Source organism: Shewanella marisflavi, assembly GCF_023283925.1.
GTDB classification, from domain to species: Bacteria; Pseudomonadota; Gammaproteobacteria; order Enterobacterales; family Shewanellaceae; genus Shewanella; species Shewanella marisflavi.
The window spans coordinates 223,485-250,258 of sequence record NZ_JAKIKX010000002.1 but is presented as its reverse complement, the minus strand read 5'-3'; the positions used below and the strand labels follow the sequence as shown (position 1 = coordinate 250,258).

General features: G+C 47.2%; 27 protein-coding genes and 1 tRNA gene. 16 read left to right on the top strand and 12 right to left on the bottom strand.

Annotation, left to right across the window (positions count from 1 at the left end):
- Positions 1-3 precede the first annotated feature (3 nt).
- The 3 genes from infC (at position 4) to rplT (ending at position 1,206) form a co-directional block, all read left to right on the top strand.
- Positions 4-546, top strand: a complete 543-nt coding sequence (gene infC, locus L2712_RS05970) for a translation initiation factor IF-3 (protein ID WP_033538163.1) — start codon at positions 4-6, stop codon at positions 544-546.
- Positions 547-633: 87 nt separating this feature from the next.
- Entirely contained in the window at positions 634-828 is a 195-nt protein-coding gene (rpmI, locus tag L2712_RS05965) for a 50S ribosomal protein L35 (protein ID WP_011865828.1), read from the top strand.
- Between the two features lie 18 nt (positions 829-846).
- Positions 847-1,206 (top strand): 50S ribosomal protein L20, encoded by a 360-nt coding sequence (gene rplT, locus L2712_RS05960; protein WP_011865827.1) that lies wholly within the window; start codon positions 847-849, stop codon positions 1,204-1,206.
- Between the two features lie 302 nt (positions 1,207-1,508).
- On the opposite strand, the gene trxB is transcribed toward rplT, so the two are convergent.
- The gene (trxB, locus tag L2712_RS05955; RefSeq protein ID WP_088904596.1) at positions 1,509-2,459 is read right to left on the bottom strand and encodes a thioredoxin-disulfide reductase; all 951 of its coding nucleotides are present in this window, start codon (positions 2,457-2,459) and stop codon (positions 1,509-1,511) included.
- 131 nt (positions 2,460-2,590) lie between these two features.
- On the bottom strand, positions 2,591-3,706 hold the full coding sequence (gene ald / locus L2712_RS05950; protein WP_033538165.1) for an alanine dehydrogenase: 1,116 nt from the start codon (positions 3,704-3,706) through the stop codon (positions 2,591-2,593).
- A 179-nt stretch (positions 3,707-3,885) separates the two neighbouring features.
- Here ald and lrp point away from each other — a divergent pair, with 179 nt between their 5' ends.
- From lrp to serS, 6 genes are all read left to right on the top strand, one after another.
- Positions 3,886-4,389 carry a leucine-responsive transcriptional regulator Lrp gene (gene lrp / locus L2712_RS05945; RefSeq protein ID WP_011865823.1) on the top strand — a complete coding sequence of 168 codons (504 nt, stop codon included), beginning with the start codon at positions 3,886-3,888 and terminating at the stop codon, positions 4,387-4,389.
- A 183-nt stretch (positions 4,390-4,572) separates the two neighbouring features.
- A complete protein-coding gene (locus tag L2712_RS05940) occupies positions 4,573-7,083 on the top strand; it encodes a DNA translocase FtsK (RefSeq protein ID WP_248977193.1) in 2,511 nt (836 codons plus the stop codon).
- 45 nt (positions 7,084-7,128) lie between these two features.
- Positions 7,129-7,755, top strand: coding sequence for an outer membrane lipoprotein periplasmic chaperone LolA (lolA, locus tag L2712_RS05935; RefSeq protein ID WP_052125495.1), 627 nt, complete (start codon positions 7,129-7,131; stop codon positions 7,753-7,755).
- Between the two features lie 8 nt (positions 7,756-7,763).
- Positions 7,764-9,095, top strand: a complete 1,332-nt coding sequence (locus L2712_RS05930) for a replication-associated recombination protein A (RefSeq protein ID WP_248977192.1) — start codon at positions 7,764-7,766, stop codon at positions 9,093-9,095.
- Positions 9,088-9,462: a fluoride efflux transporter CrcB gene (crcB, locus tag L2712_RS05925; protein WP_011865819.1), complete on the top strand. Its 375-nt coding sequence runs from the start codon at positions 9,088-9,090 to the stop codon at positions 9,460-9,462. Before L2712_RS05930 ends, crcB begins: the two co-directional genes overlap by 8 nt.
- Before the next feature lie 19 nt (positions 9,463-9,481).
- Positions 9,482-10,768 carry a serine--tRNA ligase gene (gene serS, locus L2712_RS05920; protein WP_248977191.1) on the top strand — a complete coding sequence of 429 codons (1,287 nt, stop codon included), beginning with the start codon at positions 9,482-9,484 and terminating at the stop codon, positions 10,766-10,768.
- Between the two features lie 216 nt (positions 10,769-10,984).
- On the opposite strand, the gene L2712_RS05915 is transcribed toward serS, so the two are convergent.
- The 6 genes from L2712_RS05915 to punR form a co-directional block, all read right to left on the bottom strand.
- Positions 10,985-11,323, bottom strand: a complete 339-nt coding sequence (locus tag L2712_RS05915; protein ID WP_248977190.1) for a TusE/DsrC/DsvC family sulfur relay protein — start codon at positions 11,321-11,323, stop codon at positions 10,985-10,987.
- On the bottom strand, positions 11,317-11,598 hold the full coding sequence (gene tusB / locus L2712_RS05910) for a sulfurtransferase complex subunit TusB (protein ID WP_248977189.1): 282 nt from the start codon (positions 11,596-11,598) through the stop codon (positions 11,317-11,319). Before tusB ends, L2712_RS05915 begins: the two co-directional genes overlap by 7 nt.
- The gene (tusC, locus tag L2712_RS05905; protein WP_248977188.1) at positions 11,598-11,954 is read right to left on the bottom strand and encodes a sulfurtransferase complex subunit TusC; all 357 of its coding nucleotides are present in this window, start codon (positions 11,952-11,954) and stop codon (positions 11,598-11,600) included. The genes tusB and tusC overlap by 1 nt, the downstream gene beginning before the upstream one ends.
- 8 nt (positions 11,955-11,962) lie before the next feature.
- Entirely contained in the window at positions 11,963-12,352 is a 390-nt protein-coding gene (tusD, locus tag L2712_RS05900; protein ID WP_248977187.1) for a sulfurtransferase complex subunit TusD, read from the bottom strand.
- A gap of 176 nt (positions 12,353-12,528) precedes the next feature.
- Positions 12,529-13,188 (bottom strand): Bax inhibitor-1/YccA family protein, encoded by a 660-nt coding sequence (locus L2712_RS05895; RefSeq protein ID WP_033538173.1) that lies wholly within the window; start codon positions 13,186-13,188, stop codon positions 12,529-12,531.
- Positions 13,189-13,343: 155 nt separating this feature from the next.
- Positions 13,344-14,246, bottom strand: coding sequence for a DNA-binding transcriptional activator PunR (punR, locus tag L2712_RS05890; RefSeq protein ID WP_248977186.1), 903 nt, complete (start codon positions 14,244-14,246; stop codon positions 13,344-13,346).
- 120 nt (positions 14,247-14,366) lie between these two features.
- On the opposite strand from punR, the gene punC reads away from it, so the two are divergent.
- Together punC and L2712_RS05880 are read left to right on the top strand one after the other, a co-directional pair.
- On the top strand, positions 14,367-15,629 hold the full coding sequence (punC, locus tag L2712_RS05885) for a purine nucleoside transporter PunC (RefSeq protein ID WP_248977185.1): 1,263 nt from the start codon (positions 14,367-14,369) through the stop codon (positions 15,627-15,629).
- Positions 15,630-15,709: 80 nt separating this feature from the next.
- Positions 15,710-15,800 (top strand) — tRNA-Ser (locus tag L2712_RS05880).
- Between the two features lie 142 nt (positions 15,801-15,942).
- On the opposite strand, the gene L2712_RS05875 is transcribed toward L2712_RS05880, so the two are convergent.
- From L2712_RS05875 to L2712_RS05865, 3 genes are all read right to left on the bottom strand, one after another.
- A complete protein-coding gene (locus L2712_RS05875; RefSeq protein WP_248977184.1) occupies positions 15,943-19,125 on the bottom strand; it encodes an efflux RND transporter permease subunit in 3,183 nt (1,060 codons plus the stop codon).
- A gap of 5 nt (positions 19,126-19,130) precedes the next feature.
- Positions 19,131-20,318 carry an efflux RND transporter periplasmic adaptor subunit gene (locus L2712_RS05870; protein ID WP_248977183.1) on the bottom strand — a complete coding sequence of 396 codons (1,188 nt, stop codon included), beginning with the start codon at positions 20,316-20,318 and terminating at the stop codon, positions 19,131-19,133.
- Positions 20,319-20,793: 475 nt separating this feature from the next.
- Positions 20,794-21,813, bottom strand: coding sequence for an ecdysteroid 22-kinase family protein (locus tag L2712_RS05865; protein ID WP_248977182.1), 1,020 nt, complete (start codon positions 21,811-21,813; stop codon positions 20,794-20,796).
- 222 nt (positions 21,814-22,035) lie between these two features.
- Between L2712_RS05865 and L2712_RS05860 the strand changes: the two genes are divergently transcribed.
- On the top strand, positions 22,036-22,731 hold the full coding sequence (locus tag L2712_RS05860; protein ID WP_033538179.1) for an SDR family oxidoreductase: 696 nt from the start codon (positions 22,036-22,038) through the stop codon (positions 22,729-22,731).
- Between the two features lie 3 nt (positions 22,732-22,734).
- On the opposite strand, the gene L2712_RS05855 is transcribed toward L2712_RS05860, so the two are convergent.
- The gene (locus L2712_RS05855) at positions 22,735-23,781 is read right to left on the bottom strand and encodes a hypothetical protein (RefSeq protein WP_248977181.1); all 1,047 of its coding nucleotides are present in this window, start codon (positions 23,779-23,781) and stop codon (positions 22,735-22,737) included.
- Between the two features lie 125 nt (positions 23,782-23,906).
- Here L2712_RS05855 and L2712_RS05850 point away from each other — a divergent pair, with 125 nt between their 5' ends.
- From L2712_RS05850 to L2712_RS05835, 4 genes are all read left to right on the top strand, one after another.
- Positions 23,907-24,473 (top strand): GNAT family N-acetyltransferase, encoded by a 567-nt coding sequence (locus L2712_RS05850; protein ID WP_248977180.1) that lies wholly within the window; start codon positions 23,907-23,909, stop codon positions 24,471-24,473.
- 66 nt (positions 24,474-24,539) lie between these two features.
- Entirely contained in the window at positions 24,540-25,871 is a 1,332-nt protein-coding gene (locus L2712_RS05845; RefSeq protein ID WP_248977179.1) for an NAD(P)/FAD-dependent oxidoreductase, read from the top strand.
- Positions 25,872-25,985: 114 nt separating this feature from the next.
- Complete coding sequence (locus L2712_RS05840; protein WP_033538183.1) at positions 25,986-26,261, top strand: hypothetical protein; 276 nt, start codon at positions 25,986-25,988, stop codon at positions 26,259-26,261.
- Between the two features lie 294 nt (positions 26,262-26,555).
- A complete protein-coding gene (locus L2712_RS05835) occupies positions 26,556-26,726 on the top strand; it encodes a hypothetical protein (protein WP_248977178.1) in 171 nt (56 codons plus the stop codon).
- Positions 26,727-26,774: the final 48 nt, after the last annotated feature.

Here is a 26,774-nt window from a genome sequence, read left to right as displayed (position 1 = left end):
GTCATAAAGATCAAGAAAACAGACGTGCGTAAAGCAGCGGCGAATAGAATTAACGAACTCATTGTAGGTGTATCAGAAGTACGTCTTAATGGGCTAGACGGTGAAACTATCGGCATTGTAAGTTTGCGTGAAGCACAAGAACTTGCAGATGAAGCAGGCGTAGATCTTGTAGAGATCAGCCCTAATGCTGAGCCGCCTGTATGTCGCATAATGGACTACGGAAAGTTTCTTTTTGATAAGGCTAAGGCCCAAAAAGAGCAAAAGAAGAAGCAGAAACAGATACAGGTGAAGGAAATTAAATTCCGTCCCGGTACTGATGAAAACGACTATCAGGTAAAACTACGCAACCTGAAGCGTTTTCTTGAAGACGGCGACAAAGCGAAAGTAACGCTGCGTTTCCGTGGTCGTGAGATGGCTCACCAGAGTCTTGGTATGAATCTTTTGAATCGTATTAAAGATGACTTGGCTGAGATAGCAGTTGTGGAGGCTTTTCCAAAAATGGAAGGTCGTCAGGCTGTGATGGTTCTTGCACCGAAAAAGAAATAGTAGGGCAAATTTAAAAGTAGCAGGGACCTCTCTGAGGGCCTCTGCTCGCCTTGCGTTTTATTAATGTCCCAATGCGGAGTTTTAGCAATGCCTAAAATGAAAACAGACAAGGGTGTACAAAAGCGTTTTAAGAAAACCGCTAACGGTTTTAAGCGCAAACAAGCCCATTTACGTCATATTTTGACAAAGAAGAGCACTAAGCGTAAACGTCACTTACGTGCTAAATGTTTAGTTGCGAAGTCTGATGTGCCAGCAATTGCACGTCAACTACCATACGCTTAATTAGAGGAGTAGAGAACAATGCCTAGAGTTAAGCGTGGTGTAACCGCTCGTGCTCGTCACAAGAAAGTACTTAAACTAGCCAAAGGTTATTACGGAGCTCGCTCACGTACTTACCGTGTTGCTAAGCAAGCAGTAACTAAAGCTGGTCAATATGCTTACCGTGACCGTCGCCAGAAGAAACGTCAATTCCGTCAACTGTGGATTGCACGTATCAATGCTGCTTCTCGTCAAAATGGTCTGTCTTACAGCCGTTTCATCAACGGTCTGAAAAAGGCGTCTATCGAAATCGATCGTAAGATTTTGGCAGACATCGCTGTATTCGACAAAGTGGTTTTCGCCACTCTAGTTGAAAAGGCAAAAGAAGCTCTAGCTAAGTAATTAGTGAGCTTTGCTTTGAAAGGGACCCTAGGGTCCCTTTTTTTGTGCCCGATCATCTCAAATTCATTTGGCTGCTCTTTAATTGCAAGCCTAGTTAATAGATCATCATCCTAGCTTGTTAAACGTCCGATTGCAGCGTTAGTATTTTACACATCGAATCAATATGTTTTGAAACATTAGGCCAAGTTTAAATGTTTTTCTCAGGCCACTTCTGTCTACTTGCTGTGATTGCGATAAGACACAAAAAAAGCAGGCACTAGGCCTGCTTTTTTAAGAAAAGTAATGCTAATCGAGTAACATTATTATTGCGCGTCTAGGAAACGCTCAGCGTCGAGCGCTGCCATACAACCGGTACCCGCCGAGGTGATTGCCTGGCGGTAGTGTTGGTCCATTACATCACCTGCAGCGAATACGCCAGGAATACTGGTCTGGGTCGCATTGCCATTTAGTCCGCTTTGAACCTTGATGTAGCCGTTGTTCATCTCTAGCTGGCCTTCAAACATCTGAGTGTTTGGTTTGTGGCCGATGGCAACAAATACGCCCATCACGTCAAACTCAGTGATGGCGCCATCTTTAGTACTCTTGATCTTTACTCCGGTAACACCCATGTTGTCGCCAACCACTTCTTCTAAGGTGTTGTCCAGATGCAGGACTATGTTTCCGTTCGCCACCTTGTCCATTAATCGCTTGGTCAGGATCTTCTCAGAGCGGAAGCTGTCGCGGCGGTGAATGAGGTGCACCTCTGAGGCAATGTTGCTCAGATAGAGCGCTTCTTCAACGGCTGTGTTACCACCACCGATCACGGCAACTTTCTGGTTACGGTAGAAGAAGCCATCACAGGTTGCACAGGCCGATACGCCTTTACCTTTAAAGGCCTCTTCTGATTCTAAGCCAAGATACATTGCCGAGGCGCCGGTCGAGATGATCAAAGCATCACAAGTGTACTCGCCGCTATCGCCTTTTAGTTGGAAAGGGCGCTGCTGCAGATTCACTTCATTAATGTGATCGAAGATAATTTCGGTTTCGAACTTTTCAGCATGCTTTTGCATACGTTCCATTAGTGCCGGGCCGGTCAGATCATCGGCATCGCCTGGCCAGTTTTCCACTTCTGTGGTGGTGGTCAATTGGCCACCTTGCTGCATACCTGTGATCAGCACAGGTTTTAAGTTTGCTCTGGCAGCATAAACAGCGGCTGTGTATCCAGCTGGGCCCGAACCCAAGATTAATAAGTTACAGTGTCTAGCTTGGCTCATCTTTTTCTCCGTGCCTTTAGCGAATTGCAGCGATTGTAGGGAATTTCCCCTGAGGGGTAAAGGCAATCTTTTAGATTGTCCTAATCGAAAAAGGGAGCCTATGGCTCCCTTTGTTTACACTTTTTATGTGATTAGGCGAGTAATACGCTTGGGTCAACAAACTCGAAGTTTAGTGCTTCGGCAACCTCTTTACAGGTGACTTTGCCATGCATCACGTTCAAGCCGTTTAACAGATGCTTGTCTTGGCGCAGTGCTTCGCGGTAGCCAAGATCCGCTAACTTGATGATGTAAGGTAGTGTCGCATTGTTTAGTGCAAAGGTTGAAGTACGAGCAACCGCGCCTGGCATGTTAGCCACACAGTAGTGTACCACTTCATCAACGATGTAAGTTGGATCTTGGTGAGTGGTTGCGTGAGACGTCTCAACACAGCCACCTTGGTCGATAGCTACGTCAACGATAGCACTACCAGGCTTCATACGCTTGATATGGTCTTTGGTCACTAGCTTAGGCGCTGCGGCGCCAGGAACCAGTACGCCACCAATTACCAGGTCGGCTTCCAGTACATGCTTTTCAATCGCATCAGCGGTAGAGTAAATAGCCTTCACACGGTTGTCGAACTGAGCGTTAAGGCGACGCAGGGCATCGATGCTACGATCTAGGATCACTACGTCAGCACCCAGACCTACAGCCATTTGCGCTGCGTTAGTGCCTACCATGCCGCCGCCGATAATAACGACTTTAGCTGGCTCAACACCAGGGACGCCGCCAAGCAACATACCGCGACCGCCTTTAGATTTCTCTAGCGCCATGGCACCCGCCTGGATAGACATACGGCCAGCAACTTCTGACATAGGGGCTAGCAGTGGCAGACCACCACGGGCATCGGTAACAGTTTCATAAGCGATACACACGGCACCACTCTTAATGAGATCTTCAGTTTGTGGCAAATCTGGAGCAAGATGAAGATAAGTGAACAGCAACTGATCTTCACGCAACATGGCACGCTCGACCGCCTGAGGTTCTTTTACCTTAACAATCATTTCTGCTTTCGCAAAAACTTCAGCTGCAGTGTCTAAGATTGATGCGCCAACATCGACATAGTCTTGGTCGTTAAAACCGATCCCAACACCAGCATTTTTTTCTACAAATACTTCATGACCTTTTAGGGTCAATTCGCGGACACTTGACGGCACCATACCAACACGATATTCGTGGTTTTTGATTTCTTTAGGTACACCAATTATCATCTTCGAGCCTCAAATTGAATAAAAACCCATTTATTATGGGTTGAATTGTTATTTTATAGGTCCTGAACGTGATTGTTTCAGGGAAATCTAGTATAGTATCACTTCGGCAGTTAATGCTGCTGAACTTTTGACATACGTAGCAGTAAATGTTGTTTTAGTGATAAAGCAAGGTTAAAAATATGGTTAATAATAAAAAGAGTCCTATAAAAGACTTAGATCGGATCGATCGTAACATCCTTAACGAGTTGCAAATCGATGGCCGCATTTCCAATGTTGAGCTGTCAAAGCGTGTAGGGCTGAGCCCCACTCCCTGTTTAGAGAGAGTTAAAAGACTCGAAAAGCAAGGTTACATCAATGGATATACTGCGCTAGTAAATCCCCATTATCTTGGGGCTTCATTACTTGTGTTTGTAGAAATCACGCTAAATCGCGATACTGCAGAGGTATTTGATAAGTTTAATCGTGCTGTTCAATTGCTCGATGATATTCAAGAATGTCATTTAGTGTCTGGCGATTTCGATTATTTATTGAAGACCCGTGTTTCTGACATGTCTGCCTATCGTCGCTTGTTAGGCGAAACTCTACTTAAGTTGCCCGCTGTTTCTGATACTCGTACCTACGTCGTGATGGAAGAAGTTAAGCAGACCAACAGAGTTGCAATTAATGTAACGCTTGAGTCTTAAAAACGATTTATGTCGTCAAAAAGGAGCCTTAATGGCTCCTTTTTTTTCACCCTGGGTAGTTTTTCATCAAAGATTGCTTTTTAGTGAGCTATTGTGCTGTATAGACAGGTAAAACGCTGCATAGCGCAAATTATTTTGATATCTTAGGCTCACCTTTTTCGTTTTCGCATTGTGGGTTGTCTTTTGTCTCAGGGAAATAGCGTCAAAACACTTAGCGGTTTGCAGCGTCTGCTTGAGGGCGGACTGATCATCTGCTGCATGATTGCCACCTATATATTGCTCGCGCTCAGTAGTTTTCATTCGTCTGATCCAGGATGGAGTCAGTCAAATTTCGAAGGTGAGATCAAAAATGTCACGGGAGCCGTCGGGGCATGGCTTGCCGATGTGCTGTTTTATTTTTTTGGCTATACCGCATATTTAATTCCAGTGATCGTCGCACTAACCGGCTGGTTGCTGTTTAAACGCATTCATCGTCTACTTGAGATAGATTATTTTTCTGTTGGTCTGAGACTGATAGGCTTTTTGTTGATCACCTTCAGCTTGGCATCTCTTGCCAGCATGAATGCCAATGACATTTATGAATTCTCAGCAGGTGGTGTTTCTGGTGATGTCATTGCCGATGCCATGCTGCCTTATTTCAATCAGTTAGGTACCACCTTACTCTTGCTTTGTTTTGTTGGCGCCGGCTTTACTTTGTTGACAGGTATCAGTTGGTTAACTGTGGTCGAGGCCGTGGGTTTTGCAACTATCTGGTGTCTTAAGCAGCTTAAACAGATCCCTGAAAAATTCTCTAGTGCTCCCGAAACGGAAGATACCAAAGGCTTTATGTCTGTGTTTGATCGTTTTAAGGAATCTCGACAGCAAAAAGCGTTAGCCCATGACGATGAGTTCGACGATGAAGATTATGATGTCGAACAGAAGGTAACTGGTGATAGCGACCAAGTTGCCAATGAAGCTAGGCGCAAAGTGAAGGAGCCAAGCTTTAGCTTGCCTAAAGTGTCACTGGATAAAGAGGTAGAAGAGGATGAGGCATCGCTGAGCTTTAGCGCCCAAGATGACGATGAAAGCATAGATTTTGATGCTAAACACTCAAGCGGCGCCGTTATACCAGCCAAGCGCGCACAAGAAAAGGCAAAGATTGTCGATGGTATTGTGGTGCTGCCAGGTGGTGAAGAGGCGCAGCCTAAGAAACCGGTCACGCCGTTGCCAGATATCTCTCTGCTCGATGTGCCCAATCGCAAGGCCAATCCCATTAGCCAGGAAGAGTTGGACCAAGTTGCGCGACTCGTCGAGCTGAAACTGGCAGACTTTAATATTGTGGCCAATGTTGTCGGTGTTTTTCCCGGCCCCGTGGTAACCCGCTTTGAGCTTGAGTTAGCGCCGGGAGTCAAGGCCTCTAAGATCACCAACTTGTCGAAAGATTTAGCCCGCTCACTGTTGGCTGAAAGTGTTCGAGTGGTCGAAGTGATCCCAGGTAAGGCCTATGTTGGCCTCGAATTGCCGAATAAGTTCCGCGAAACCGTGTTTATGCGCGATGTGTTAGGTAGTGAAGCATTTGAACACAGCCCGTCACATCTTAGTATGGTATTGGGCCAAGATATCTCGGGTGAGCCTGTTGTAGTGGATCTAGGCAAGATGCCACACCTACTGGTAGCAGGGACTACAGGCTCTGGTAAATCGGTTGGGGTTAACGTGATGATCACCAGCCTACTGTATAAGTCGGGTCCTGACGACGTTCGTTTCATTATGATCGACCCCAAGATGCTTGAATTGTCAGTCTATGAAGGGATACCTCACCTTCTTTGTGAGGTGGTGACCGACATGAAAGAGGCGGCTAACGCACTGCGTTGGTGTGTTGGCGAGATGGAGCGTCGTTATAAGCTGATGTCGGCTTTGGGAGTGCGTAATCTAAAAGGTTATAACGCCAAGATCAAAGAAGCTAAGGCTCGCGGTGAGGTGATAACTGATCCACTATGGCGCTCACAAGACAGCATGGAAGAGCAGGCGCCAGAGCTCGATAAGTTGCCATCTATCGTGGTGATTGTCGATGAATTTGCCGACATGATGATGATTGTTGGTAAGAAGGTGGAAGAGTTAATTGCCCGTATCGCCCAGAAGGCGCGCGCTGCCGGTATTCATCTCATCCTGGCGACTCAGCGTCCTTCTGTTGATGTGATCACCGGCCTAATTAAGGCAAACATTCCAACGCGTATGGCATTTCAGGTGTCATCACGCATCGATTCGCGCACCATCTTAGATCAGCAAGGGGCCGAAACCCTGCTGGGGATGGGTGATATGCTCTATTTACCACCTGGCACAAGTGTGCCAATACGTGTCCATGGCGCCTTTATCGATGACCATGAGGTACACGCTGTCGTCGCTGATTGGCATAGTCGCGGCAAGCCACAGTATATAGATGAAATTTTACAAGGTTCTGCCGAGGGTGAGCAGGTACTGCTGCCGGGTGAAGCTGCAGAAAATGATGAAGAGGTGGACGCGCTATATGATGAAGCTGTGGCTTTTGTCACTGAGACTCGCCGCGGCTCAATTTCCAGTGTTCAACGCAAGTTTAAGATAGGTTATAACCGCGCTGCACGTATCATAGAGCAGATGGAGATGCAGGGCGTGGTAAGTTCACAGGGGCATAATGGCAACCGCGAAGTATTGGCCCCGCCACCACCTAAAGATTATTAAGCCGTTTGCTTAGCGCAGGTGGCGTTTGAATTTAAAGGATTTGCAATGCTTAAATCGTTATCCACTTTAGTTTTTACTCTGCCATTAGTGGTGGCAACGTCTGTGTATGCAGATGATTCAGCATCATTGAAACAAAAGTTGGCGAATCTGGATAATCTGAAAGCCGACTTTAGCCAGGAAGTTACCGATGTCAACGACAAAGTGATTCAGCAAGGGGCGGGCACTTTTGCCTTGGCGGTACCTAATCAATTTTATTGGCACCTGACTCAGCCGGATGAATCTTTAATCGTGGCCGACGGTCAGGATGTATGGATCTATAACCCCTTTGCTGAAGAGGTGTCAGTTGTCGATTTTAACCAGGCCATCGACGCCTCGCCAATTGCGCTGTTAGTGCATCGAGACGATGCGACCTGGCAAGCTTATCAGGTGAGCCAGAAGGATGAGTGTTATCAAATAACCCCCAAAGCGATCGACGCTAGCGTCACCCAAGTCGATATTTGCTTTACCCAAGACACACTTGAGGTGATGAAGCTTAAAGATCAACAGGGTAACTTGAGTGTCTTTTCTTTGACCAATCAGACATCTCTTGATGATGACGATGATAAGCTGTTCCAGTTTACCGTTCCCGAAGGCGTCGACATAGACGATCAACGCCTAAAGGCTCTCGACTAAGGTAGCCTGTGTCTAGTTTAACTTTCGACTTCGCGCCTGATTTTAGGCCGCTCGCAGCCAGGATGCGTCCTGAGACCCTTGAGCAATATATAGGGCAAGATCACCTATTGGGCGAAGGTAAGCCTCTGCGTCAGGCACTCGAGGCGGGTAGGGCCCACTCTATGATGTTTTGGGGGCCACCAGGCACAGGCAAAACCACCTTGGCCGAGTTGGTTGCCCATTACGCCAATGCCCATGTCGAGCGCATTTCAGCCGTCACCTCAGGGGTCAAAGAGATCCGCGCCGCCATCGAACATGCAAAAAATGTCGCCCAGTCTCGGGGGCAGAGAACCCTGCTATTTGTCGATGAAGTGCATAGATTTAATAAGAGTCAGCAAGATGCCTTCTTGCCCTTTATCGAAGATGGTACCGTCATTTTTATTGGCGCCACCACCGAAAACCCCTCGTTTGAGATCAATAACGCCTTACTTTCTCGCGCCAGAGTCTATCTGATCAAGCGCTTGCAAGATGATGAGATTATAAAGATTGTTCGCCAAGCGCTTGCTGATGAGGTGCGCGGCTTGGGTAAGCGCCAGCTGAAGATACCTGACGAGGTTGCTAAGAAGCTTGCCAGTCTGTGTGATGGAGATGCCCGTAAGGCACTTAATCTCATAGAGTTGATGAGTGACACGCTTGCCGATGGCGGCGATTTTAGTGAGCAGATGCTCATTGAGGTCGCGGGACAGCAGCTAGCCGGATTCGATAAGAATGGCGATCAGTATTACGATCTTATCTCTGCGGTGCACAAGTCGATTCGTGGCTCGGCGCCAGATGCTGCGCTTTATTGGTATTGCCGCATGCTAGAAGGGGGCTGTGACCCACTTTATGTAGCAAGACGCTTACTGGCTATTGCGTCTGAAGATATCGGCAACGCTGATCCCGTGGCCATGTCGGTCGCGGTAAACGCCTGGGAATGCTTTCACCGGGTGGGACCGGCCGAAGGAGAGCGTGCCATTGCTCAGGCAGTGGTGTATCTCGCCAGTGCCCCTAAGAGCAACGCCGTATATACCGCATTTAAGGCGGCGCGCCAATTAGCAAGAGAGACGGGCAGTCACGCGGTGCCTAATCACCTGCGCAACGCGCCCACTCAGTTAATGGCCGATATCGGTTTGGGTGAAGGGTATCGCTATGCACATGATGAGCCCAATGGGTATGCCAGCGGTGAGTGTTATTTCCCTGAGGCACTCGCGAATACGCGCTTTTATTATCCAAGCGAACATGGGTTTGAGAAGCGAATCAAAACCAAGCTGGAAACATTAGCAGAAATGGATCGTTTAAGTGAGGTTAAGCGCTATGAATAATCTCATTTTTGTGGCCTTGGGCGGGTCCATTGGAGCGGTATTTCGTTATCTTATTTCAATATTCATGATTCAGGTATTTGGCTCTTCTTTTCCTTTTGGTACACTGATGGTCAATGTGATTGGCTCCTTTTTGATGGGGGTGATCTACGCCCTTGGAGAAGCGAGTCAAGTCAGTCCTGAAATAAAAGCTTTGGTAGGTGTTGGGTTATTAGGGGCACTTACAACGTTTTCAACTTTTTCCAATGAAACTCTGTTACTGATGCAGCAGGGGGCCTGGTTGAAAGCATTTACAAATATCGCTCTGAACCTATGTCTGTGTTTATTCATGGTTTACTTAGGACAGCAGTTGGTTTTTTCTCGCATTTAACTATTAAGAAACTAAAAACATGTTAGATCCCAAATTTTTACGTACCGAATTAGAAGCGACCGCTGAGCGCCTCGCCACCCGTGGTTTTATCCTGGATGTGGATCGTCTCAGCAAATTAGAGGAAAAGCGTAAGTCACTGCAAGTGGCGACAGAAGAGCTGCAAGCGTCCCGTAATGCGATCTCCAAATCAATAGGTCAGGCTAAGGCCAAAGGTGAAGACGTTGCGCCGATCATGGCTAAGGTCGGGGATTTAGGCGCCGAGCTAAGCAGCAAGGAAGCCGAATTAAAGCAGCTGCTTGAAGAACTTAACGCCATTGCCATGAGCGTACCTAACTTGCCTGACGAATCTGTGCCTATTGGCGCCGATGAGGCTGAAAACGTTGAGATCCGCCGTTGGGGCGAGCCTAAGCAATATGACTTTGAAGTCAAAGATCACGTTGATCTGGGCGAACTGCACGCTGGTTTAGATTTCAAGAATGCAGTGAAGATCACAGGCTCACGTTTTATCGTCATGAAGGGCCAGATCGCGCGTATGCACAGAGCCCTGGCGCAATTCATGTTAGATCTGCACACCACAGAGCATGGTTATACCGAAGCCTATGTGCCGCTTCTTGTTAATGAGTACAGCCTGTTAGGTACAGGTCAGCTGCCTAAGTTTGGTGAAGATCTTTTCCACACCAAGCCAGCGACAGAAGAAGGTCAGGGCCTTAGCTTGATCCCAACTGCCGAAGTACCACTGACCAACCTAGCACGCGATACTATTATCGATGAAGATGAGCTTCCGGTTAAGCTGACAGCGCACACGGCTTGTTTCCGCAGTGAGGCGGGTTCTTATGGCCGAGACACTCGTGGCCTGATTCGCCAGCACCAATTCGACAAAGTTGAGTTGGTTCAGCTCGTGAAGCCAGAAGACTCTATGGCGGCACTCGAAAGTCTGACTCAACACGCCGAGACCGTACTACAAAAGCTAGGCCTGCCATATCGCACCGTGGTGCTTTGTACCGGTGATATGGGCTTTGGTGCGGCGAAGACTTTCGATATCGAAGTCTGGCTACCGGCGCAAAACACTTATCGCGAGATCTCCTCTTGCAGTAACATGCAGGACTTCCAGGCTCGTCGCATGCAAGCACGTTATAAGGCTAAATCAGCTAAGAAGCCTGCACTGCTGCATACCTTAAATGGTTCTGGCTTGGCGGTAGGTCGCACCTTAGTGGCAGTATTAGAAAACTACCAAAATGCCGATGGCTCGATCACTGTGCCAGAAGTGCTTCGCCCATATATGGGCGGTTTGACCCAAATAGGTTAAGCATATAGCGAGATAGTGTGAAACATGGATAACGGTGGGCGCTATTTTCAGTGGCTGACCTATGTCGTCATTATCTGTATCTTTTTCGCAGTAATGTTTACAACATTTGGGAAAGCGATTTTGTTAGTGATGCAAAATCTCTAACGACAAAAAAAACCTTCGCCAAGGCGAAGGTTTTTTATTATGTGCTGATGTACCTTATGCTAACTATAAGGGTTAGATACACTTAGCGGGCTTAGGCAGCCCGGCGATCTTAGTGGCCTGTTTTGCGGGGCCAACCGGAAAGAGGGTATAGAGGTATTTAGAGTTACCTTTTTCTGGGCCCATACGCTGACCTATTGCTTTAACCAGGACACGTATCGCGGGGCTCGTCTTAAACTCCATATAGAAATCTCTCACGAAATGTACGACTTCCCAATGGGCGGGGGTTAATGTGATCCCCTCTTCAGCGGCAATGAGCTCCGCTAGTGACTCATCCCAATCCGTGACATTTTTAAGGTAGCCCTGGGGATCTGTGGCGATTTGAGCATCGCCATATTGAATATAATTTACCAAGTGATCACCTTAGCATGAGTTAGTGTAAGTTCGACAAATTCAGCTTGGCTGAGTTGGCGGTAGTCACTCAGGCGCTGTTGCAACCCTCTTGCAATGACATCTTGCTCAAGTAGACATAGATTAAGCTTAGCCAACTCGTTGCGCCATTTAGCCAGTAAAAGACTATTTACCCCATCACCAATAAGCATCACTGTATCCTGGGTTTGCAGATAGCGTAGACAGGTCGCAAGAGCGTTTTCCTGGGCGGCGGAGTGTTGTACGATATGCAATATCATCAGTAAACAAAGACCTCGTCAGCTTGGGCTAATAGCGTAGCGATCTTCTCAGGCGTCTTTGTTTCGACCGGGAACGCAGCATCTTCTTCTGTTAGCGAGTAATCCTGTAAACTTTGCTGACAGGCATATACCTGCTCTATATCGTACAGAGGGAGTGCCTTAAAGGCGGCAACAAAATCTTTAGCGCCAATCACTTCCGGCGTTTGGCCGGGGAGCAAATTGAGCACGCCTTCATCAGCAAAGATAATGCTGACCTCTTGCTCGAAACTGGCGCTGAGCAGGGCAAAGTCTAATCCTTCTCGAGCCTTGGCACTGCCATGGGGCGCATGTCTAAAAATAAGCGTGATCTTTTTCATTGTGTTTCCTAGAAGCAGATCACGCGATCGGCTTGTTCAATACCCGCCACGAGTTCACCCAAACCGCCCATTTGATAGGGGGGCTCTAGGTTCCAGTGCTGAAGCTGATTTTCGGCTGATTCGCTAGCCGATAACACACCGCGTCGTAAGGCGGCAGACACGCAGTTGACCAGCGGGACATTATGGGTTTGCGCCAATTCACGCCAAGCTTGATACAGGTTGAATTCATCAGAGGCTGGACTCTGTAGATGGTTAGTCGACAGTACGCCATCTTGATAAAAGAAGACCTTGAGGATCTCATGGCCTGCTTTTAGGGCCGCGTTGGCAAACATTAATGCTTGGTAGCTGCTGCCTTGGCCATATCCTGGCTGATTAACTTGAATAACGAGTTTGCTCATTAACCTTCACTTACATCTGTCGCGCAAACGCGCTGAACTTGGGCGCTATTCTATCTTCTTTTTGTAACGATCCCAAATGCCTGAATAACCGTCTGCGGCCTAGTCGAATAAAATTTATGCCGCACATAAAAAAGCCCACCGATAAAGGCGGGCTCTTTAAGTATGACTAGACTAGATTAATCGTCGTTGCCTACACCTAATAAGTGCAAAATAGCGATAAATAGGTTTAGGAAGTCCAGATATAGCGAGACGGTGGCACGAATGTAATTGGTCTCGCCGCCATTAACGATACGGCTGGTATCGAAAAGGATAAAGCCTGTCATTAACAGCGCGATACCTGCGTTAAGGGCCATAAACACCACGCCACTACCGATAAAGATGTTTGCGATACCGGCAACAATGGCGATCACCAAGCCTGCCAATAGGAAGCCACGCATAAAAGAAAAGTCTTTCTTAGTGGTGATGGCGTAGCCACTAAGGGTGACAAATACCACGGCCGTTAATCCTAAAGCCTGCATGATCAGCTGAGGACCATTTGCCATTCCCGCATAGTGATTGAGCATATAGCCAAGGGACGCACCTTCCATACCTGTAAAGGCAAATACCCAGAACAGGCCTGCAGCCGTATCAGCCTTTCTCAAAGTGACGAACAGTAGAACGAGTCCACCAACTGAAAGCCCGATCGACATGAGAGGACTAATTTGTAACGCCATTGCCAGTCCCGCACAGACCGCTGAGAAGGCAAGCGTCATCGAGAGCAATAAATAGGTATTTTTAAGCAGCTTATTCACTTCTTGTGTCGAAGCATGGCTGGCATATAGTGTTTCTTGTGTCATCTTTATCTCCAGTGACAGTCACTAACTTGATGGTTTATTTGAGTCAAATAAGGCGCAGGAGTTCCTTTTCATTAACCTGATTTAACCTTTTTAAAAATCTAAATTTATCATACCTGACCCAAGGGTAAGGTGAAAGCTTTGCACTTTCGATAGTCTTAATTAAACCAATCTCTTTGCAGTTTTTCACTATCGCCTAAGTAGTCGAGTACCCAAGCCATAGCAGGCGACTGATTGGCATCGTTCCAGGCAAGGCAACATGGGCTAGGGGCTTTAGGTCTGTCGAGCTGCTTTTCTATCAGCGCCCCCGCTTGAACAAAAGGGGTGGCAAAATGCGTTGGCATGTAACCAATGCCTAACCCTTCGCGAAAGCAGTTTATCGCTCGGATCCAGTCAGGGACGACGAGTCGGCGCTGATTGTCCAGCAGCCAAGTCAGACGCTTTGGGATCTCACGAGATGTATCTTCAAGGCAAATAGACGGGTAGATGCGTAGTTCGTCGTCGAGCAGGGGCCTGTCTATTGCCGCTAAAGGATGATGTTTACTGACGAGAAAGGTCCATTCGATGTCGCCCATATCTTTAAAGTGGTAGTCACCACCGACCGGGATCGCCGTGGTGGCGCCAATAGCGATATCACTGCGCCCGGTTGCGATAGCTTCCCAGACGCCGTTAAAGACCTCAATGCGAATAATAAGTTCGACATTATCAAAATGGCGGTAAAAGTCGGCGATTAAGTTGCTAATTTTATCGGCGCGCACGATATTATCTAGCGCGATAGAAAGTGTGGGTTGCCAACCATTTGCCACACGCTTGGTGTCATCTTTTAATGAAGCTAAGTTAGCCAGTACTGAACGCACCTGCTTAACAAAGTGCTCTCCAGCAGGGGTTAAGCTAACGCTCCTATGATGACGTTCGAATAATATGACCCCTAGCTCTTCCTCGACTTGTTTAACGGCGTAGCTCACGGCGGAAGGGACCTTGTGAAGCTTATTGGCTGCGGCGGTAAAACTACCGACACGGGCCACCATATCTATCAATTGCATCGACTGTTCAGAAAGCATGATAACGGGTCCCTTTTTTGCTGTGAGATTATTTGAAGGCTGTAAGCAAAAATAAACGTTTCACAAGCAAATGGCAAGTCACTAGACTCACCGACTTTCTTGGTTATTACGTGTGTGACTATGACTTTTAACAGTAAAAGCGCAAATTTTCTATTCTTTATCTACCTTGCATTATTAAGCATGCTAGGTTTTATTGCCACAGATATGTATCTTCCAGCTTTCAAAGCTATTGAAACAAGTTTTGATGCAAGTGCGACTCAGGTGGCAAGTTCGCTAACATTCTTCCTGGCTGGATTAGCCATTGGCCAATTGTTATATGGCCCGTTAGTTCAGGCTATTGGTAAGCGCATGAGTCTGGTGATAGGACTCAGCCTATTTGGTGGCGCCAGTTTAGCCATTGCTTATAGCGATAACATTGTCATCTTCAATGGGGCCAGATTTTTTCAAGCTCTGGGTGCTTGTAGCGCCTCAGTGATCTGGCAGGCGATAGTGATTGACAGATATCGCGCCAGCGAAGCACAGCAGGTGTTTAGTAACATTATGCCACTTGTGGCCCTGTCACCCGCTCTGGCTCCAATCCTTGGTGCCTACATGTTGGAGTGGCATCAATGGCCGAGCATTTTTGTGACGCTGGGTATACTGAGTTTAGTACTCATCATCGCAACCCTTATTTGGGTTAAGCATGATACTACGACCACTGATGCCTCAAGCTCGCAAGAGACTAAGGTGGGTTACTTAACCATGCTTGCGAATCCAAAATATCTAGGTAATGTGCTGATCTTCGGCGCCTGTTCGGCGGCATTTTTTTCCTATCTGACGCTTTGGCCTATCGTGATGGAGCAACATGGTTATGAAGCAAAGGCAATTGGTCTAAGTTTCATTCCCCAGACCATCATGTTTATCCTTGGTGGCTATTTAAGTAAGACCCTGATCCGCAAAGTTGGGTCTGAAGTTAGTCTTACTTGGATTTTACTATTGTTCGCCGTGTGTGTCGGCGGTATCGCTTTGGTGACACTTTTATGGCCAGCGCAGAGTATCTATCCGCTGCTAGCTATCTTCTCGGTAATGGCTGCTGCCAATGGCGCTTGTTATCCGATAGTGGTGAACTGTGCACTTCAGGTGTTTAAGCAGGTGTCGGCTAAGGCAGCTGGGTTACAAAACTTTTTGCAGATCAGTATCGCTTTTGGCGCCTCATCACTTGTTGCCTTGTGGGCAAGCAGTGGCGAAAAGGCAATAGGTGTCGGCATTGTGCTCAGCGCTGTAGGAGTGCTGATTGGCTATCAAGTGCGACGCTATGACAACTGGCGCGCTGTTTTTGGCGCGATTTCGACGCCAGACCCAGCTAAAATTGCGCTGCATCAGGAAAATGACAGTACAAAATGAGTGTTAGTTAGCCAAATAAACCGCGTTTGAATATTTTCGCTTTACAAGTGAAATAGGCCACTATATTATTCGCGGCGTTCGGAGAGATGGCAGAGTGGTCGAATGCACCGGTCTTGAAAACCGGCACGGGTTTATAGCCCGTCTAGGGTTCAAATCCCTATCTCTCCGCCACATTAAGAAAAAAGGCTTCCAGTAATGGAAGCCTTTTTTCGTTTACGTCATCGCCTTTGGAAAGATACTGCATCCAAGTGAACTATTGCGGTAAAAAAGCCCGCTGGTTCGCGGGCTTTTATCTGGGAGTCAAACTGCCTACTTAATTTGTTTGTGGTAGCTTTTCACTTTGCTTGTCGTTGAAAAACCGGCCCATAAAAATACTCAGCAGGCGCTTCATGTCTTCAATCGCGACGTAGAGGCAAGGGATCAGCACCAAGGTCACAACCGTTGCGAACAGAACCCCGAAAGCCAGTGATACGGCCATAGGGATCACCATCTGCGCCTGCATGCTGGTTTCACTCATGATGGGCACTAAGCCGATAAAAGTGGTCAGTGAGGTGAGCAGAATGGCTCTGAATCGCCGACAACCAGCCTCGATCACTGCCTGCCTCATGGATACGCCAGCCAGACGGGCTCGGTTGATGTAATCCACCATCACCAGTGAGTCGTTTACCACCACCCCTGCGGCGGCAATAATCCCAAAGAGGGAGAGGGCGCTTAGATCGATACCCAAGAGCATATGGCCAAGTACTGATCCAATTATGCCAAAAGGGATCACTGACATGATCATCATCGGCTGCACATAGGATTTAAGCGGCACCGCCAAAAGGCTGTATATAACCAGCAGCGAAATAACAAAGTTACGCATCTGGGTATTGGCACTTTCTATCTGCTCTTGAATGTTGCCCGACACTTCACTCTTCACCCTAGGGTACTTACGCAGTAGGTCAGGGATAAAGTTATCGCGAATATCCTCAGCTAGTTTAAAAGGCTCGGCTTGAGCGGCATCTACAGAGGCCCAAACATTGATGGTGCGATTACCATTTTCGCGTCTGATCCCACTGACGCCTTGAGTCACCTGGATTTCTGCGACCTCTGATAGCGGTATTTCGGCGCCCTGTGGCGTCAGTATCATCACCTCGGTAACATGGGCGATAGAGTTACGCTGATCTTCTGGATAGCGTAGCATCACCTTAATCTCCTCACCGTTACGCAATATACGCTGTGCCTCGAGGCCGTAGAAACTGGCGCTGACTTGGGAGGCGATGTCTGCCAGGGTGAGCCCTAGGCTGTTAGCCAAAGGTTTTAAGCTAAACTGCACCTCTTTTGCGCTGGACTGCCTGCTGTCATTGACGTCACCCACCCCTTGTAGGGTGTTGAGTTTTGCCTTGAGCTCCTTTGCGGCAGCGATGAGCTGCTGATCATCCTTACCTTCGAGGCGGAAGCTGATATCACCATCATCGCGACCACCTCCAAAGAGGTTATCTTGAATGGTAAAGGACTTAACCCCTGGGATCTGCGGCATCGCCAGGCGCCAACGTTCTGCCAGTGCAAAGGTGTCAATTGGGCGAAGCTCGGGCGTAACCAACTTAGTCATGATCTGGGCACGGGTGCGGCTCTGAAGGTCGACCTGCATATCGGCGATCATGCGCTGGCCAAACTCTTGTTCCAGCTGTTCGTCGACACCATAGAGGGCCTTTTCGATTGCGAGCGCCGCGGCCAGAGTGGCTTTTTCTGAGGCGTCCACATTCATCTCGACACTGATACGAGGGAAGTCGTGAGGAATTTTAGGCTGACCGACATACCGCAAAATCCCCCCCTGATAGAGACCAGCACAGACAAGAATAAAGCTGATAAATAGGGTAATAATCATGTATCGATATTTGACCGCTAAGGTCAAAGAGGGGTGATACAGGCTATTAATCACAAACTGTAGTGCAGCATCTACCCGGCTCTGAAGATAATTCACGCCGCGCCTTAACAGGTTGATGGGGGTGCGTGAGCCTGCCGGTACTTGAGTTTTCTGTTTCATTCTGGCCAAGTGAGCAGGCAGAATCAGCTTAGATTCAACCAGTGAAAAGAGCAGGCAGAGGATCACCACATACCCAATTGATTGACCAAATGCCGACGAGGGGCCATCGTCTAAGGTAATAGGCAAGAAGGCCGCTATGGTGGTGAGCACGCCGAAAGTCGCCGGCATGGCAACCTTTTTCACTCCTCTTATCACATTGTCTAAGCTTTGGCCTTTTTCTTCACATTCAGTATGGGCACTTTCGCCCATGACGATGGCGTCGTCGACCACTATCCCCAACACCAAAATGAAGGCAAATAAACTAATGACATTGATAGTCACGTCTATCATGGCCATGGGCATGAAGAGCAGGGTACCTAAGAAGCACACTGGGAGGCCCATCATTACCCAGAAGGCCAATCTAACCCGTAAGAAGAGCGCTAACATGATAAACACCAAGACAGCGCCACTCTTCATACTGTCCAGCATCAAGTTAAGACGTCCCTCCAGGTAATAGGTCATGTCGACCCAGGTCTCTAGGCTAAGCCCTTGAGGCAGGTTGGCTTGTTTATTTTCAACGTACTTGTTCACCACCTTGGCGACATCGGTCATGCTCTGATCATTCGATGCGCCCACAAAAAAGGTGACCGAATTTTTACCGTTAAACTTGGAGTATTGGATCCCTTCTTCAAAACCGTCGACGACATTGGCGACATCGCCGAGCAGTAACTTAGTGCCATCTTCTAGGGTGATAAGGGGAAGGTTTTCAAACTCATAGCCAACATATGCCTGGTTTTGTACCCTGAGGCTAATATATCCGTTTTCCGCTTTAATTTGTCCTGCCGACATATTACGTGAATAGCCTCTGACAGCCTGGGCAACATCGTTAAATGTCAGGTTGTATTCCCGCAGCTTATCTTTGCTCACTTCGATGGCGACTTCATAGTTTAATCCGCCGTAAAATTCGGTGATATTCACCAAAGGCAGCTGCATCAGCTCATCATGTATCTTCTCGCCAAACTCCTTAAGTTGCTTAGGCGGGAGATCGCCATAGAGACTAATATAGAACACCTCTTGCCTGAGCTTGATGCGTTCCACTCTAGGGCGCTCCATACCGTCTGGAAAGCTGGAGATAGAATCGATTTCAGATTTAATCTCATCGAGAACGACTTGAGGCTCGTAGGAGTCTTCAATACGAAAATAGCCTGATGCAGAATTTCGATTAGAGTAGGTAATGACGCGTTTAAGTCCTTGTACTCGCTCCAATGCCTCTTCGACTTTAATTGTTATCCCTTCTTCAACCTCTTGGGGGGCTGCACCTGGATAAAAGGCGCTGAACTCAACCCAATTGATCTCTACCTGAGGGAAGAACTGTTTTCTGATGGTATTTGCCGTTAACAGACCACCGAGTATGATGATGATCATTAGCAGGTTTGCCGCGACGCTGTTACGAGCAAACCAGGCAATAATGCCCTTATTGGTATCTGGCATTTGCCTTACTCCTTGTCGTCCATGGCAATCTGACTGGCGCTTTCATCTTCAACAGGCTGCGTTTGCTTGTCTTGGGCAAGGGCAAGCTTCATCCCTTCGATGGGATAATCTAGCGCAGAGGTGATCAAACGCATACCGTCATCCAGACCCTCGCCAATGACCACCTGAGTGCCTTGCTGACGCACAATATCGACGGTTTTAAAGGCGAGGGTATTGTCTGGGGTTAATACTGCCACTTGATCATTAACCACTAAGTGTCTGGCAATGGTCGTCACATCTTGTGATTGTGAACCGTGGATCTGCGCCGTAATATAGCTGCCATACCGTAGTGGCTGTTTGTTATCTTTTAGGCCATAAGGGTCAACCACTTCTGCAACCAAATAGGTCATACGGCTATGGTTATCGATAACGCCTTCACTGCGAACAATCTTCCCGTTCCATTGCTGCTCTTTCCCGGCAAAATTGCCGTGCAGGGCGACTTGTGCTCCTAAGCCTTTATTGTCGAGATAACGGATCTCCTTGTCAGGAAGAGGCAGGCGGATCTCGGCTTTTTCTGTGCTAAGCACTTTACCTAAAGGGGTGCCAGCAGAGACGTAAGAGCCGAGTCCGACCTTACGGCTCTCAATCAGTGCATCATAAGGCGCCTTGATCACTGTGCGCTCCAGATTTCGTGTCGCGCGCTTTAAACCTGCTTCAGACGAATTGAGTTTGGCGACTTCTTGGGCCAGTTGCGGTTTACGCAGACTTAATTCGGTAGGGGAACCATTTTCGATCCGTTTCCACTCCTCCGCGGCCACTTTGCCGAACGCTTTTTCCTGTACTAGCGTCGCTTTCGCACTGGCAACCGTTGCTTTGGCATCGATAAGGGCGGCTTCATAGTCACTCGGATCAATTTTAGCCAGTACCTGACCTTTCTTAACAAATCCTCCCCTGACAAACGCATCTGCCAGATAGACGATTTCCCCGGTCACTTGCGAGACTAACTCTGTCTCGTATTTGGCATTGACGATACCGTATGAATTGACATTAAAGGTCATGGGTTGCTTGTCTATTATCTCAACAGCAACAACTGGGGTGTTGTCCACCGCGGGCTTCTCTTGCGGAGGTTTTTTCATCGATGCCAGTACGGCATAAGTGCCGCCGCCAAGGGTCAAAACGACGACGGGCAGAATAATCTGTTTTAGGGTAGCCACAAACACTTCCTCTTGTTGGAGCTAAGGCTTTAAATTAATTATTAAAAAGTCTATTTCAATTCGGCGAAAGAAAAACTCAAGCTAAATGTTATCGAAATGAGCGTTTTGTTAAAGCGCTTAAATGTAAACAGGTATGTAAAGGCGAGGGGGAAATTGATAATTCAAGGTCATATTACGCAGGAGAAGGTGTAAATACTGATGGCCAGACTCAAGATAAGAGACGGCCCATAACGTTAGTTTGGTTCAAAAGAAAGAGAGTGTGATGCCGCGTTATTGGCTAAATTACTTAGCACATTTGGGTACTCACCCGTTTGCGTATATCGAGCACTCTCTTAATAAGATTGTAGCTTGATTTAGGCTCAATTGCGCCGCTTTGAAACCGCTAAATGATACACGAGTTAAGAATTCAGCTTGAGACTAATGATCACATTAATGCTAGCGAGATTCTTACCAGGATCGATTCAGTTAGGCTAGGTTATAACCCGTGTAGGGCTTTTTGTGTCATCGACTCGCTAAAACCATGACGTTTACTGTGCTCAGGCTGCCATCCTGCGAGAAAACGCTCAAAATCGGCCCACGCTAATGGCAGCAACTCTTGCCATTCCTTAGTCAGTGCCGCAACCTCCTGTGCCGCCAGGCGACGACTTAATTGTCTGCTTAGACAGCTAAAATAGTGAGTGACGGCTGCTTGATATTGTAAGCTAAGTTGTTGTTCATCTAAGCAGCTACCCAATAGGTAGATAAGATCTTTTACACCAACTCCACCACCCACGTACTGAAAGTCTAATGCTGCAACCCCAATAACGCCTATTTCATCAAGGTTTGGGTGAAAGCAAAAGTTAGCGACTTTAGCATCGCCATGTACCAATGTTTGATAGCTCGCACCATTGAGCCTGGCGTCGATCACCCCGGCTGCTTCCTTCAGGGCACAATTTTCCATGGCTTCAAGCTCTTCTGGGCGAGTCGCAAGATGCCAATAGGTACCGGTTGGCCATAAGCCCTTGGTATATTCTGTCTTAGTGTTGCTGTTTTTGGGCATCCTATGGGCAAACAGCCCATGAAAGATAGCAAGCCACTCAATAGTGGCAAACAAACCAGTTTTATCAAGATGATGGCGGCGCTCTGTAAAGCCCTGGACATCCAGATCGCTTAGAACCAGCAATATTTCTTGCGACGCATCGTCTTGATGAGCCGCTAACAGGCGAGGTAGATTCAATTCGGGCAAGCAACGCTGTGCCCATTGTTGATACCAGTTAAGTTCAACTTGGTATGAGGTCATCTTGCGCTGATGTGAAAGTTTGCTGTTCCAATGATAGGGATGCTTACCAGATAAAGGCGGCGAGATATGCTTAACGATTACGCTCTGGGGGCCTTGCTGCGTTTGCATTAGGTAGCGGGCGATTTCGCCATAACCACTCCATAACGTCTGCAGATGGGCACTTTTTTCAACACTAACGAGATCGAACTCTTCACATAGAAATTGATCGATATTCAAAAATCTTTGTCCTTTGGTGCGAGAGCAGATAGTGAAATCACTGTCATTAAGATGTCGTTATTGTCGCAGACAATAGGAGAAGGTAAAAGCTGATAAAGCAATGGCATTTCTCTTTTTATTTGCAAGCTAGGGTTGATGAATCAGTTGGGCAGAGTCGTGCGCCTTAGGTTATGATCTATTTAGTGAATCTTTGAGCATCAATTGAGCGGTTTAGGAGGCGTTATGACAAAGCATGTAGTGATCACCGGCGCGAATAGAGGGATCGGGCTTGGCTTCGTGCGCCACTATTTATCACAAGGGGATAAGGTTAGCGCCTGTTGTCGTCAGCCATCTCAGGCCTCGGCGTTGATCCAGCTGGCAGAGATCTATGGCAACTTAAATATCTTGCAACTCGATGTGACCGATGACGCTTCGGTGAAGGCATTACCTCAACACCTTAACGACCATACCATAGATATCTTAATCAACAACGCTGGCTACTATGGTCCGAAGGGAGAGGGGTTTGGCCAGTTACACAGCGCCGAATGGCAAAAGGTGTTAGCGATTAATACTATTGCGCCTCTCATGGTAACGCAGATCTGTTATCCAATGATTCAAAAGGCGACAGATGCCAAGGTGGTATTTATCTCTTCTAAGATGGGAAGCATGGGGGATAATCAAAGTGGTGGAAGTTACCTCTATCGTTCCTCTAAGGCGGGCTTGAATGCCGCAGTGAAAAGTTTAGCGATCGATCTGAGTTCAGAAGATATCTACTGCGCCATTTTTCATCCAGGTTGGGTACAAACCGAGATGGGGGGGCCAAATGCGTTACTGACTGTCACTGAGGCTGTTGAGCAGATGACCCAGTGTATCGAAAAGCTCGACAGTGAGTCGTCTGGCAAATTCCTCAACTATGATGGCCAGGTTATCCCCTGGTAACTTTTATTTGAGAGGAAAGGCGGCAGAGATACATTCTCTTACCGTAAAGCGATATCGGTACTTAGCCTTTTCGTCAGGGACAACTTCAAGGATCTCGTAATCATTTAGCTCGACGACGTTGGCCTCGTCCCGCTTTTCGCATCGGGAGCGACCATCTGCTTCCAGATGATAAGCAAATTGTGCAATAAGCTGACGTATCTCCTGCTGATAGGCGAGTCGCACCTTGGCATACTCTTGTGCCAGTGACTCTGGCTCATCCTCTTCTTTCTTTACAGCATTACTTTGCTGTTCGAGATTCGTTTCCATAAATGGGGATGCCGTTGACGGAGTGGGCGTATCAGCCTTTTCTTCTTTTGGGCGTTCTGGTTGTTGGGAAAGCGTTTTTGATGTGCCCATGGTAACGGTATTTTCGATTTTCTTTATGTCGCTAAACGCGGTTTCCACTTGTTCCTCGACATTTCCGATAAGCAAGATCAAGTGATATAACAAGACAAAAGAGAGGACAAATCTAACTAATAGGGTGGTAAATTTATAGTGACTGTTCGCCGTAAGGGAAAACAGCTTAATACCTATAGGTCTAAGGAGGAGCGCAATAAAGAGATATAAAGGCATAATGATCTGCGCAAACAACAGGCCTACGGCGCTGATCCCCAGCACCCATGCGGGGAGTAACAATAAGATAGCGAAGTTATGGGTATAGTTAAAATGGGTTGCGGGCACCCCCACCACCTCATTAACAATCGCGCCAGCCATGGCCAGAGCATAATTGGCCACTATGGCGTAAAACAACAGTAAAATTGCCTTACCCGCTAATGAGTGCCATACCCTTTCAAAAACAGGCCAAAACTCTAAGGTAAGGGCTATGGTAGTAATAATGGCGACTAAACCCAAACTGTCACTCGCCAGCAGCAGGGCGGCGAGTAGATAGAGGCGTTGAGGAAGCGTTAAGCGTTGCCATGTCGCTTTAATGCTAAGTACAAAAGATTTAGGCATCATGACGAGTCTGGTTATTTTGTTTTCCAGGCCCGGTTTAAAATTTTCTAGGTTCACCCAGTGACTCCATGATTGTCTGGGACTGCTTAATAAATATGCGCTTAATCCCTTCCTTACTCCATATAGACGTTTTTATGTTACCTTGAGGTTAAATCTAGGTAAACAAAAGAGTGTGTAAGTGGATGAATAACCAAGTAGAAATAAGGCCGTTGCAACTTGAAGATTTTACCAGTGTGATTGCACTAGGTAACTTGGTACATGGCGATGGGTATCTAGATGAAGAGTTACTTGGCGAGATCCAACAAAAAGGTTGTAAGGCGGGGCTTAATGCTAACTTTGTCGCCTATCTGGATGGTGCTTTAGTTGGGTTTCGGCTGACCTATGCCGCGGGCAACTGGCAAATTGATCCATGGTGTACACCAGGTCTATGGGGTATTCCTGTGGAACGCTGTTGTTATTTTAAATGCAATACGGTAGCGGAGCAGGCCAGGGGATTGGGTATAGGTAAAGCGCTATTAGAAAGATCCATTCAAGCCTGTAAGGCGCAAGGGGCATTAGCCGGAGTCAGTCATCTGTGGCAACAAAGCCCGGATAACTCTGCCGTGGGGTATTTTTCTAGCGCAGGAGGGCAATTAATTAAGGAACACCCTGACCGCTGGAATAACAACCCCGATCATCCCGACTATGTTTGTGTTTTGTGCGGCAAGGACTGCCATTGTGTCGCCTGCGAAATGTTACTCACCTTTTAAGTCTAGCGTGTAACGTTTGAACCCTGTTATCTTGCTTAGGGCAAGTTGCCCAGATGAATAAAATCTATGTCATACGATCCATTGCTTTCCCAATATCCCGATGCCCAGCCTTGGCCAGATACCTACTGGGCTTCTAGAGTAAGTAAACCCAAGTTGCTTTCACCTCTTGCCCGCCGAGAACACACAGATGTGGCCATTATCGGTGGTGGCTATACCGGGCTATTAACTGCTTATTATCTCGCTACAGAATTTAATATTCACGCTACTGTGCTTGAAGCTAATCAGATAGGTTTTGGTGCCAGTGGCCGTAATGCCGGTTTCGTTCTTAAAGGCTCCGGGCGTATGGGGTATGGGGAGATGGCCAGAAAATGGGGGCTCGAAACCACTAAAGGGATCTATCGAGAATTTTCCCAAGCTGTCGAGCGGGTAGAGCAGCTTATTGAAAGTCACAAAATAGCCTGCGATCGTCAGCCCAAAGGTTATCTTAAAATTGCCCATAACGGCGCCGCTTATAAGACGTTAAAAGGTGCTGCAGATTTTATTGCCGAGCATCTAGGTGATGACGCGCAGTTTCTTAGTGCAGAGGAACTCAAACGTGATTATATGGACAATCATCAAGCGTTTGGCGCATTACGACTACAAGATGGCTTTGGGGTGAATCCGTTAAAGCTCTGTCTCGGTTATAAGCAGGCGCTTCAATCGCTAGGAGTCTCCCTGTATGAGTCGAGTTGTGTCAAACTTTGGCTTCAAGAGGGGAATCATCATAGGTTGGTAACAGATAAGGGAGAGTTGATTGCTAAACAAGTGATTAGTGCGGGTAATGCCTATACGCCGAAAACCTTTAATTCAGCCATCGATAATCGTTACCTACCCATTCTAAGCAATATCATAGTGACAGCACCTTTGAGTGAATCTCAATTGCTGCAAACAGGTCTAAAGACACATCAAGTCACTATGGATACCCGTCGTCTCAAGTACTACTACCGTCTGCTTGATGATAATCGATTGTTGTTTGGCGGCAGAGGAGCGATAAGCGGTAAAGATGCTAGCGACCCGCGTTACGGCGAAAGGTTAAAGCGTGCCATGTGTGATTGCTTTCCCTCACTGGCAGATATCGACATCTCCCATAACTGGACGGGTTGGATTGCTGCCGCAATGGATGATATGCCTCATGTATTTAGTGCTAAAGGGTATGGCTATAGCCTGGGATATTGTGGCGCCGGTGTCGCGTTTTCGGCTCAAGCAGCATTTCGACTTGCACAGCGCATTGCGGGACAAGCTTTACCTGAGCTACCACTTTATCAAACACCCTTGCCAACCTTTCCCTTTGCACGCCTAAGGCGCTTAGGGCAAAGAGGTTATTATCAATATGCCTGGTTAAGAGACAGGTACTTTTAGCGGAGCAAATTTGGTAAGATAGCGAGTTCACACGCAAAGCCGATGAGATGTTCTATAATTTTCTACTGTTGTTTTTTTCATCAGGCTAAGGCTCATCGTTAAAGGTTATCCGTTATGAAACATGTTGTAGATAAGATGCTCGATAAACATCAGAACTTGGTGCATTCAGAGGGCGTAAAAATTTTATCCCATACCCAAAGAGAAATAGATGAATGGGTACAACATACGGTAACCATAGAAGGCTGTGACGCACCTTTTAAATTTAAGCGTACAAAGAAATATCGTAGCTTACAGGGACAGAAGGTTAATATGACCTATTATCCCGAGACAGAAACGGTAGCTGGGTTTGATTTCGAAATCATGAAAGTGGTTCGTATTAAACGTTTTTAAGCTGATTTTACCGCTTAGCTACACAGTTCTGCTTGATAGTACTGACTTTGGCTGTTTGCGTAAGGCGTTGTTCAGTTTACCCTCCATATAATAGTGATATCCAATTAGCTTACAGGCTCAATGAGGTTCACTATGCAATCCAATGCTACAAATAGATGCGACCCTGCGCCGCGTCAAATTCAACCTGTACAGGCAGATCGTCTATACGCAGCTCATAGCCGCGCCTTTTTTATTAAGCGTTTAATTAAGAGTGATTGCCAGCGCGTCACGTCGTGCTTAGCTGAGCACTATTTAATGCCCGTTGCCGTTAATACTAAGCATTTACTAGCTTATAAGCACAGGTTACTTGAGCTCTACCGCTACGTGCTTTCTTCTGAACTCACTGACGTCGAGCGTCAGATCTTGCTGGGCTATCTTACCCATTCGGTCGACAGCCTAGATGATGCTATGGCACGTACCGTTTGATAATGCGGTAAGATCAAAAAAGGAGCCCTTAGGCTCCTTTTTTAGTTG